General features: G+C 59.5%; 12 protein-coding genes and 1 rRNA gene. All 13 read right to left on the reverse strand.

Translation table 11 applies throughout. The annotated features are described in order from the left end of the window. Window positions 1–421, reverse strand: a 16S ribosomal RNA gene (locus HY737_03535); the annotation flags it as partial. Window positions 422–662: 241 nt separating this feature from the next. Next, entirely contained in the window at window positions 663–3,431 is a 2,769-nt protein-coding gene (gene ppc / locus HY737_03540) for a phosphoenolpyruvate carboxylase (protein MBI4597455.1), read from the reverse strand. A gap of 38 nt (window positions 3,432–3,469) precedes the next feature. Then, window positions 3,470–4,381, reverse strand: coding sequence for an NAD(P)-dependent oxidoreductase (locus HY737_03545; GenBank protein MBI4597456.1), 912 nt, complete (start codon window positions 4,379–4,381; stop codon window positions 3,470–3,472). 188 nt (window positions 4,382–4,569) lie between these two features. Beyond that, the gene (locus tag HY737_03550; GenBank protein MBI4597457.1) at window positions 4,570–4,815 is read right to left on the reverse strand and encodes a hypothetical protein; all 246 of its coding nucleotides are present in this window, start codon (window positions 4,813–4,815) and stop codon (window positions 4,570–4,572) included. After that, a complete protein-coding gene (locus HY737_03555) occupies window positions 4,802–5,260 on the reverse strand; it encodes a hypothetical protein (protein MBI4597458.1) in 459 nt (152 codons plus the stop codon). The genes HY737_03550 and HY737_03555 overlap by 14 nt, the downstream gene beginning before the upstream one ends. Further along, window positions 5,257–5,496: a hypothetical protein gene (locus tag HY737_03560; GenBank protein MBI4597459.1), complete on the reverse strand. Its 240-nt coding sequence runs from the start codon at window positions 5,494–5,496 to the stop codon at window positions 5,257–5,259. The genes HY737_03555 and HY737_03560 overlap by 4 nt, the downstream gene beginning before the upstream one ends. A gap of 166 nt (window positions 5,497–5,662) precedes the next feature. Next, window positions 5,663–7,153, reverse strand: coding sequence for a HAMP domain-containing protein (locus HY737_03565; protein ID MBI4597460.1), 1,491 nt, complete (start codon window positions 7,151–7,153; stop codon window positions 5,663–5,665). Continuing rightward, entirely contained in the window at window positions 7,150–7,833 is a 684-nt protein-coding gene (locus HY737_03570; GenBank protein ID MBI4597461.1) for a response regulator transcription factor, read from the reverse strand. The genes HY737_03565 and HY737_03570 overlap by 4 nt, the downstream gene beginning before the upstream one ends. A 191-nt stretch (window positions 7,834–8,024) precedes the next feature. Then, window positions 8,025–8,441 (reverse strand): hypothetical protein, encoded by a 417-nt coding sequence (locus HY737_03575; GenBank protein MBI4597462.1) that lies wholly within the window; start codon window positions 8,439–8,441, stop codon window positions 8,025–8,027. Window positions 8,442–8,594: 153 nt separating this feature from the next. Further along, entirely contained in the window at window positions 8,595–8,786 is a 192-nt protein-coding gene (locus HY737_03580; GenBank protein MBI4597463.1) for a hypothetical protein, read from the reverse strand. A 367-nt stretch (window positions 8,787–9,153) separates the two neighbouring features. Then, window positions 9,154–9,525: a hypothetical protein gene (locus HY737_03585; GenBank protein MBI4597464.1), complete on the reverse strand. Its 372-nt coding sequence runs from the start codon at window positions 9,523–9,525 to the stop codon at window positions 9,154–9,156. Further along, complete coding sequence (locus HY737_03590) at window positions 9,522–9,992, reverse strand: PIN domain-containing protein (protein ID MBI4597465.1); 471 nt, start codon at window positions 9,990–9,992, stop codon at window positions 9,522–9,524. Before HY737_03590 ends, HY737_03585 begins: the two co-directional genes overlap by 4 nt. Continuing rightward, the gene (locus HY737_03595; protein MBI4597466.1) at window positions 9,989–10,210 is read right to left on the reverse strand and encodes a hypothetical protein; all 222 of its coding nucleotides are present in this window, start codon (window positions 10,208–10,210) and stop codon (window positions 9,989–9,991) included. The genes HY737_03590 and HY737_03595 overlap by 4 nt, the downstream gene beginning before the upstream one ends. Between the last annotated feature and the right edge of the window lie 469 nt (window positions 10,211–10,679).

Below are 10,679 nucleotides of genomic sequence, written 5' to 3' on the forward strand. Positions count from 1 at the left end.
CCCGCACGCGGCGTCGCATCGTCAGGGTAGCCCCCATTGCGACAGATTCTCGACTGCAGCCTCCCGTAGGAGTCTGGGCAGTGTCTCAGTCCCAGTGTGGCTAACCGCCCTCTCAGGCTAGCTATCCGTCATCGCCTTGGTAGGCCGTTACCCTACCAACAAGCTGATGGAACGCAGGTCCCTCCCTCAGTGATAGCCCCTTGCGGGTCGCCATCTTTCCCCCGCCCTCTATGCAGAGGACGGGGCGCATGTGGTATTAGCCCAGCTTTCGTTGGGTTATCCCACACTGTGGGGTAGGTTACCCACGCGTTACGCACCCGTTTGCCGCTATCCTTGACACTTGCGTGTCAAGGATCGCTCGACTTGCATGCCTTATCCACGCCGCCAGCGTTCACTCTGAGCCAGGATCAAACCCTCCGTCAACATGTTTCATGTTCGTTGATCGGTGAATCGATCCAGTGAAACCCTTGAAACGTCTGGGTTGGCAGCACTCTGATTATCAAAGAGCAGGCGAAAAAAATAAGTGCCCTCTCCGACGAGTGGCACTCACCGCCATCAACTCAAATTGGCTTACAACTTGTCAACTCACAAACGTGGTGAGAACAACTTACACTTCATCCTAGCGCCAGCCCTGCAAGTTGTCAAGCATATTCTGCTGCCGCTCAGCCGGTATGGCGCATGCCGGCGGCAATGCCGTTGATCGTCAGCGCCAACGCCCGCTCAAGCTGTTTGCGGCTGCTGGCACTCCGGGTGGTGCGCCGCGCGTTCAGGAAACGCACCTGCAGCAGGCTGATGGGGTCCACGTAGGGGTTCCGAAGCCAGATGGCGTTCTGCAACACGTAGTTGGCATCCAGCAGCTCGCGTTGATCGGTGATCGCCAGGATGGCGCGGCGCGTGCGAGCGAACTCCTCCTCAATGCCAGCGAAGATGCGCTTGCCGAGCGCGGGCGGTCGGGCCAAGGCGGCATACTGCCGCGCAATGCGCATGTCGGCCGTGCCGAGGCTCATCTGAATAAAGTCGACCATGACATGAAACCAGGAAAAGCGCCGATACATCTGTTGCAGCGCAGCCCATCCGCCGTCAGAGGAGCCGGCAAACCGCTCCACGGCCCAGCCGAAGGGAAACCAGCTGGGCAGCACTTGGCGGCTTTGCGTCCAGCTAAAGACCCACGGGATGGCGCGCAGATCCTCGATCTTCCGCGAGGCGGCGCGGCGCGAGGGCCGAGACCCGATGCGAAAATCGGTAATGGCTTCGATGGGCGTGGCCTGCTCGAAATAGCTCACAAAGTCCGGATCCTCATAGACGACGTCACGGTACCGGCGCCAGGCGGATGCTGAGAGCTCCGCCATGGCCTCTTCCCAGCGACTGAGGCGCGCGGACGGTGGCGGGGCGGCCAGCGTGGCTTCCAGCACCGCGGAAAGCACGAGCTCAAGATTGCGAAGAGCCAGCATCGGATTCGCGTATTTTGCGGCGACCACCTCGCCCTGCTCCGTAATTTTGATCCGGCCCTCGAGCGTGCCCCAGGGCTGCGCCAAAATGGTCTGGTGCAACGGGCCTCCGCCGCGGCCGATGGTGCCGCCGCGGCCATGAAAGAGCTGCAGCTTCACCTGGTGCGCCGCGGCCACGCGATGCAGCCGGCGCTGCGCGGCATACAGCTCCCAGTTGGCGGTGAAAAATCCTCCGTCCTTGTTGGAGTCAGAGTAGCCCAGCATGATCTGCTGGCGCTGGTGGCGCGCTTTGAGGTAGTGCTGGTACACCGGATGCTCAAAGAGTCGCTGCATGATCTCATGCGCTCGGCGCAGATCGTCAATGCCCTCGAAGAGCGGAATGATATTCGCCCCGCTCCAGAAGCCGCGCGTGGTCCGGCGGAACAGATCGGTCTGCTGAAACAACCACAGCACGGTCAGGATATCGCTGGGCTCATGGCTCATGCTGATGATGTAGCCGTCGATCGCCTCAGGATCCACATGATCCAGATGCTCGGCCATCACCTGAAAGGTTTGGATGGTTTCGCGGGTGGCCGACGAGCAGCCTTTGAGCAGCTCCACGTAGCGCGGCTGGGTCAGCAGCTGATCGAGCAGGGCTCGGCGCTCGGCTTCGGACATCATGCGAGGATCATCCGAGGTGATCTGATGCAATCGGGCCAGTTCGGCAAACGCCTCCAGGTGCCTGCGGCTGTGCTCGCGCACATCCACCCGGGCGAAGACAAACCCGAACAGGGCCGCTTGCAGGCTGAGCTTCGCCACCGCATGGTCGGCAATCGGATCGGCCCGGTGGCTGATCAGGCTTCGGCGGATCAGCTCGATATCGCGCTGGAATTCCTCAACACTGCGATAGCCGCCCTCGGACTCCGAGGAGATCTTGAACATCTGTCGCAGCCGGTGGCTCATGATCTCAAGCTTCTGCCGATAGGGTTGGTGCGGATACTTCAGATCCAACGATTCTGTCAGCGCCGGAAAGCTCCGGCGATCATTGGCGAGCGAGCGGAGAAATGCCGGCGGCATGCGGCAGAGTTGGTCCGACTGGGTGAGCGCCTCCTGCAGAGCCTCCAAGGACGCCAGGTACTTGGAGAGGACCGCCTGGCGATAGCGCAACAGCGCCCAGCGGATGGACTCGTGCGTCACATGCGGGTTGCCGTCTTTATCGCCGCCGATCCAGCTGCCGAAGCGCATCAGCGGCAGGAGCGCAATCGCGCGGCCGTACACCCGCTCGACTTCTCGCTGAAACGCCAGCAGCATCTCCGGCAGCGCATCGTAGAGCACCGAGGAGAGATAGTAGAGCCCCTGCTCCACTTCATCCTGCACCGTCGGGCGGCTGGGGCGCAGTTCCTCGGTCTGCCAGAGGGCGAGAATGTGCTCAAAGAGCTCCTGGGTTAACGCGCGCTCTTCTTTGGGCACTGGATGAAGCAGGGCCCGCTTCATCAACAGATCCCAAATCACGCGATGCTTCGTCAACACCGTAGGCGGAAGCGCCTGGGTGGGATGCGCGGTCAGCACCAGGGTGATCGCGAAATCCTTGGCGCGCCCAAGGAGCGTCTCCGGCGTCACACCGGAGGCATGCAACCGATGCACGGCGTCTTCGATCGACCCGCGCTGCGGATGAAAACCGGGGAGCGCCTCATAATGCCGCTTGCGGCGCAACCGGTGATTCTCTTCGGCGATATTGACGAGCTGAAAATACACTGAGAAGGCGCGGATGATCTTTTCCGCCATGGGCAGCGTCAGACGATCCAGCAGCTGCTGCAACCGCGCGGCATCGCGACGGCTGTTTTGCCGCCTGGCTTTGATGGCGACGGCGCGAATGCGCTCCTCGATATCGAAAAACGCTTGGCCTTCCTGGTGGATCAGCGCTTGGCCAAGCACATTGCCGAGGAAACGCACGTCGGCGCGCAAGGGAGCTAATTTTTCGTGCTGCGATTTCGAGGAAACCATGCGTCAACCCGATGAAGACGTTCTAATCTGTGTAATCATCACTTGAAATCTGTGTAATCACCCTCTGTTGTTGGATGTTCCAGCTGTGCCAAAATCGCGGAATAGTCAAGGTCGGCGCGGCCATCCGCCTCGGCCTGGGCAAAAAGCTGCTCGATCGCCTTCGTGATGGGCACGGCGGCCGTGATGTCCTCGGCCAGCTCACTCATGAGCCGAAGGTCTTTCCGCATATGTTTGAGGGCGAAATGGGTTGAGAAATCCCGCTTGATCATGCCGATCCCCTTCGTCTGATACCAGGGCGAGCGAAACGTGCTGGCCTCCAGCACCTCGAGATATTTTTTTGGATCCAGCCCGGCGCGCTCAACAAGCAGCAGCCCCTCGGAAAACCCAGCGGCCAAGTGCGCCAACATCAGGTTGGTGGCGAGTTTCAACGCGGCACCCGAGCCAACCCCGCCGGCATGAATGATCGTCTTCCCCATGGCGGAAAAGATCGGGCGGCAGCGCTCCAGCGTCGTCGGCAACCCCCCGACGAGAATCACGAGGGTCCCATCGGTCGCCGGCCCCTTTGAGCCGACCACCGGCGCATCGAGAAACTCCGCCTGTTTGGCCGCCACCGCCCCGGCAAGCTTGCGGGAGGTCGCTGGAGACACCGTGCTCATGTCGACGTAGACAGCACCCGCGGGCAATCCATCCACCACGCCGTCGGGGCGAAGCGCCACATCTTCCACATCCTTGGGCTGCGACACCATCGTGATGACGACGTCGGCCTCAGCGGCGACCTGGGCTGGGCCTTTCCCTGCCTTCGCTCCGAGCTTGAGCAGCGATTCCATCTTCGCGGCGGTGCGATTCCACACCGTCAGCGGAAACCCCGCCTTGAGCAGATTCGCCGCCATGGGTGTGCCCATGGTGCCAAGACCAAGAAAGCCCATCCGGGGATGTGATTGAAGTGTCATCGCGAGCTTAGCATAGCGGCTGAATGAAGAGATTGTCAATTGACAACAAACCGCCGCGGAACGCGACGGCTTGCATTCGGCAGGGCTCATACCCCCTCACGAGGGAGAGGGCGGAAAGAACACTTACGCCTTCCCCTGCGGCAGGCGATCTAACCACACTTGTCTCGGACGAAGGTCAGGCACCCCCCTTAGAGCGAGGCGTCGGCCCACCAGGGAGAAGCAATCTCTGTCTTGGCAGCATTCTCTGTCATCACTGCCAAGTCGAGTTCCTTCGCCTCCGGTTGATTCCCCGGCACGGCGGCAGACCGTTCTATCACGAGGGGACGCCGGTCTTCGTTCTGGCGCATCCTGGATGTCATCCATCCCGCGGCGGCCGTCACGGCCACCCCGGCCATGAGCAGGGTGATCGCGCGTCGTTGACTACTCTGCGACATAGACACCTCCTCTCCCGAATTCCCAGACAGGGGCAAGGCCAGCCGGATCGCGCGAATCAGGCTGCATGGCGCGCAAGACGTCATCCTGGGCATGGATCGTCCGCCGCAAGTCGTGAATCATGGCCGACAGCAGCGGCCCAATGCGGCGCAACGAATGCCGGGGTTCTTCCGTAAAGTACCGGTTGATCACCCGCAGCTGAGTCGACGCATGCCGATGCGACGCACCCGCCTGAGCTAGCCCCTCCACCAATTCTTTCGCACCCACCAACGTCAGGATGCGTTCTTCCTGAAGGAGATGGCGCCTGACGGCTTTGGAAAGATTAAAACTCATTTCGCGCAAGGCAAACCATGCCTCCTCTTGAAACGACAGCGCGCACTCCAAAGCATCGAGGCTGCTCACCAGATGGCGATGCTCTTGTCGAAGTTCATCTCCTGGCGGCATCATGGCACACCCCCCTCCTGATTGGGCAGCCTGACGACGATCTCAAGCTCATGATGTCTTCCACAGACGATCCCGGCTCTGATGAGCGCGCCGATGGCCATGATGACCAGGGAGGCTGGCCAGTCGAGCTTCCGAACGAGCTGGCGAATCGTCGTGGCTCCCAAGGTTTCGAGTTCTTGCAAAATTTCCCCTTCGATGACGCCAACCGGGGTCATCAAAGAAACGCCGTTCTCATACATCTGCTGCCTCCTCTCCTCCGACGCTCACCGAGGAATCGTCCCGCGCATCATCCCCTCATCACGCGCTATTGCCAGCAACCGTCTGTGCGAGTGATGCGTCAAGTGTAGAATGTGAAGATGACAGGAGGATGAATTGGAGATTACAACGTCTTCATGCGTCAAGACGTTACGAGGCCGGGGTGCTGAGGGGCAAGCGGACGGTAAAGGTGGCGCCTTCGCCGGGAGGGCTGACGGCTTCAATGCGCCCTTGATGCACTTCCGTAATCCAACGACAGAGACTCAGCCCCACACCCGCAGACACCGTCGGGACGTGGGGATCCTTCGATCGACGGCTGAAAAACCAATCAAAAATCCTCGGCAACTCATCCGGCCGAATCCCGGAGCCGGTATCTTGCACGATCAAACACGCATCGCCGTTGCGGCGCTCGGACCGAAGGATGATGCGGCCTTCGGCGGGTGTGTAACGAATCGCGTTGTCCAGGAGATTGGTGACGAGCCGCTCTAATAACCGCGCATCTCCTCGAACCCACACCGACTCCGCGGTGCGCAGATCAAGCGCGACCTGCTTGGCCTCCGCGAGGGGCCGCAGCTGTTCACCGACTTTTCGCGCCACGGTATTCAGGGTCAGCGCGCGCCATTCGATAGCGCCCTCCACCGTGTCGCTTCTTGCAAGCGTGAGCAGCTCTTCCACAATCGCGCTCATTTCCATCACGGTGCGCAAATGCGTTCGGAGCGCTTGCTGATATTCGCCTGGCTCGCGCGGCTTGCGCAGCGCGACCTCCAGCTCGCCTCGCATGACGGTTAACGGCGTGCGCAATTCGTGGGAGGCGGCCGCGCTGAATTGACGCAGCCGTTGGAACGCGCGTTCCAACCGGTCGAGCATGGTATTAAAGGTCAGCGCGAGGCGTTCCAATTCGTCATCGGTGTTGGGCACCTCCAGGCGTTTATTCAGTTCCGCAGGACCGATGCGCTGGGCTTGGGCCATAATCACTTCTAAGGGCCGCAACGCGTTGGTCGACAGGATCCATCCCACGCTGCCCGCGACGAGGAGGGTGAGGGGAGCCAGCAACAGCAGCGAGAGCCGCAACCGCTCCAGCGACGCATCGGTTTGGTGCAACGAGGTCGCCGCTTGCACGAGATAGAGCAATTGCTTGCCCTCAAGAACTGGGTGCGTCACCATGCGGAAGCGCCCCGCAGAAACGGTGAAGGTTTCATACACGGCATGCGGCTGCTCAACCGAGGCGAGCGCCGTGCGCGTAATCGGAAGCGCTGCTGGAGTCAAGTCGCCTGATGCGGCTAAGACATTCCCATACCGATCCACGAGCCGCACCAGACCCACCGTATCCAAATGGTGGGTCTTTCTCACCCAGCGGTCGACGAGATCGGAAAAGCGACCGAGGCTCACTTCACCCCATAAGGTGCCGGAGGGAGCCACGACCCAATTGCCAGGCGGCGCGCCCTCCGCTTTCCAAAAGGCAAACAGCGCATGGGCCACGCCGTCCGTCCGAGACGCCAACACGCCGTTGACATAGTTCGAGAGGCTATGGGTCACGCGGGTATAGAGCACGATACTGAAGGCGCAGAGGGTCGTCGCGAGGATGCCGATGTACCACAGCGAGAGGGTGACGCGGATCGAACGTTTCAGGCGTGGGATCATCGACCTTTCTTGGGGGAGCGCAAGATGTAGCCGGTGCCCCGCAGGGTGTGCAGCAGCTTCAGAGAACACCCCTCGTCAACTTTTCGTCGCAGGCGCGCGACATGCACATCAATCACATTCGACAACGGATCAAAATCATGCTCCCACACATGCTCGGCCAGCATGGTGCGCGTCACGACCCGATCCGGATGGCGCAAAAAATATTCCAACAGGCCGTATTCCCGATTCGTCAGCATGATGTCTTTTCCGCCTCGGGTGACCCGATGGCGCAGGGTATCCATCTCCACATCAGCGACACGCATGATCGTCTGCACCATGTCGCCCCGGCGGCGCATGAGCGCGCGGACTCGCGCGAGGAGCTCATCAAACCCAAAGGGTTTGGTGAGATAGTCATCCGCCCCCGCATCTAATCCGGCGACTTTATCCGACCGCTCATCCTTGGCCGTCAGCACGAGAATGGGAATCGTCACGCCGTCTTTGCGAAGCTCGCGAAGCACGTCCAGGCCGCTGCGCTTCGGCAGGAGCAAATCGAGGATCAAGAGATCATAGTCGTTGGTTTGAGCCAGGTAGAGGGCTTGCTCCCCATCCGCCCCCACATCAACCGTGTAATGCTCCTCGCGAAGGCCGCGACGGATGAAACTGGCCACCCGAGCATCATCTTCAACCACTAGGATGCGCATCGCGCTTTCTCCCATGTCCCTTTATTGTCATCCTCCCCGCCTGTAAACGCAAGGCGATTGCGAGTCTGGAGCCCCCGCGCCTGAAAGAACGACGGTGAGCAGAGGGGGTATTCCGCATCACACAGCATCTGTGCCGTGCGACACCCCTCTGCTCACCCTCGATCGCAATCGTTCACGACGCAACGCGGCGTTTACCGGCGCTCGTCTGGCCGGTCTGCCGATGATGGACTCGGTTGGACGGCCGGCTGTTGCGGTGGCGCGTTGGAGGCGTTCACGATAATAGCCTCAGCGATGCGCCGTCCTTCCTTGTCCGTATACCGCACCGTGACCTTCGCGCCCGGCGTGAGGTGGTCGAGCTGCAGCGACCGTTCACCATCGGTGATCTTGGCATCGGCATCGATGGCAAACTGCTCGGTTGAAAACACGCCTGTTTTCAACCGCATGATCCGTTGCTCGACATTCACCGAGGCAATGGTCCCCGACATGATCAACCCCTCAGATCGCGCTGCCGCCCCGCTTGGCTGCTGAGCCCAACACGCGCCGGAGCTCCCGACGAGCACGGCAAGCGCAGCCACGCACAACCACGCGAACCCCTGGACCCGATTCATTGCACACCTCCTTGTGTTGCTCCACAATCACCACAACCCTCCCTCGATACCGCAGCAGAGCTTGCTGGTCAGAAGCCTACCTAAGAAAGATGACGGGGCCATGACTTTTCGATGACAAAGTTGTCAGGAAGGACGGTCGAGGAAGAACCAAGCTTAGGACTGAGAAGCTTTCAGGTATTCACGATTGAGCAGGGCGATGAACTTGACGTGGATTTGCTTGGGACAGGCGGCCATGCGATTCCACACCGTCAGCGGAAACCCGGCCTTGAGCAGATTGATCGCCATCGGCGTGCCCATGGTGCCTAAACTGAGGAAGCCAACACGCGGATTTGACGAACTAGTCATGATCGTTCGGTAGAAACCGCTTAAAGTTAATCCAAATCAATAGAAACTCTGCAACCGGAAATGCTGCTCCATTAACGTTAATAAAAGCAGGAAGAGTGAGTACCATGCCCGCAATCGCTGCCCAGCGCTTCAAGTGGAGTAAGCCGATACCCACACAAATTTTGAGAATGAAATACCCGATCAATACGCCCACCCAGATTGGAGATAGTGGGCGAGTGTTCATGGAGGAATAGAATAGCCATAGGAACAAAACCGGCTCTAAGAAAATCAGGATCGCTGCAATATAAATCCCAGCGTTCGGTCGTCGTATCATGTTATAGCCTTCTGCGATGAGCGAGGGTAGCATAGCGGCTTGAGGAAGGCCTTGTCAACGCGAGATGGTGAACGAGGTCCCTTCCTCTATTGAATGAAGGAGTGCGGCTGGAGCGTCGGTGTGGCCGATAATGGTGACGTCGCTGGTCGGGCGGGGCTCATCCTTTTTCGAGGCCGGCGTTTTGCCGAAGAAGATGCACAGGCTTGGCCCCTCGGGCCAGTAGGCGACATCGCCGACCTTGACGTCTCGGGTCGGCGACGTGTTCTTCATCCTCACCGGCACGTCGAAATAGATTTCCTCGCCCCATCGCTGAACCGTAGACGTCATCGGCAGCTGGCGCCCAATCGCCTGGGCGATGGCGGTGTCGTTGAACGCTGCCGAGAATGTGCGCTCCCCGGACTTAAAACAGATGCGGAGAGGGTTCATGGAGCGGATCGAGACGATGGCTTCGTAGAGATGGCAAAGGGATTGATGACTTCAATTTCAGGATAGCGACGGAAATCCTGAACATTCTCCGTATAGATGGTGCTGACGCCATGATCGAGCATGGTGGCCACCAAATACACATCGAATACGCCTTTTCCGGTAACGGGATGCCGTCGAAGCAGCGTCAAGGCTCGTTGATGGCTTGATGGCTGCGGGACGAGAACGCGAAGGTGGGGCGCCTGCATATATAACGAGACTTCATGGAGTGCTTCCTGAGCAGAAAGGGCGGGGTGAATGCGCTTCGGGTTGGTCACGACCGCGTAGAACTCCCATAAATTCTGCGGGGAGAGGCACGCCTGGAGGGTTCCAGCGACCGCCTGGTCTCGCAATTGCCGCGCCAACGCATAGACCGGCGATGCCGCATTCGCCGCATGAATCAGCACGTTGGTGTCAAGGAGAACCGTCACAGCCAGCCGTAGATGTCCTTTCGACTAAGGTTTCCCTTGACTTTAAATCGATACACGCCGAACTTTGGTGTGGGACTGGGCTTTGGTTTTAGTCCAAAACCATAGTAGGCCCGAATAGCGTCCGCCACCAGCACCCGCATCGGACGGCGGCGATCCACCGCAGTCCGCTTCAACTGGCGGTGCAACTCATCATCTAAGACCAGCGTTGTTCGATACATCGTCGCTCACCTCCCACTGATCAATAATAGCATAAATATGCTTTTGCATCAATAAATATGTAAATCGTTTGTTGTCGGGGGACCCTTTTGAGGCTTGCTATCGTAGATTGCACAACTAGCCTCAACGGAATTGGGCTCTCACCTCAACACGCCTAAAATAGGAGACCACATAAAAGCGGAACCCTATCCATAACAGCCTACTAGCTGCGTAAACGCCTATTGCTGCCGGGACACCAACGCTGCCATCCCGCATCCCGATCTCTTGAGCCGCTTTCATTCCTCCCAGCAACACGTCTAAGATGGTCATGACTATCTCGATACCCGCTGCAACCATGAATAACTTAGGGTAAAGTCGTGTTCCAGCCACCTAGTTTAGTATCATGGAGGCATGACCCGGCGGCACCGATGCCCACACTGCCAGTACACGAGAACGTGGGTTGTCCGACGAGGAAAGCGTCGGTGCGCCCGC

This window comes from Candidatus Omnitrophota bacterium, from assembly GCA_016209275.1.
Taxonomy (GTDB): Bacteria; Omnitrophota; Gorgyraeia; order Aquiviventales; family Aquiviventaceae; genus JACQWM01.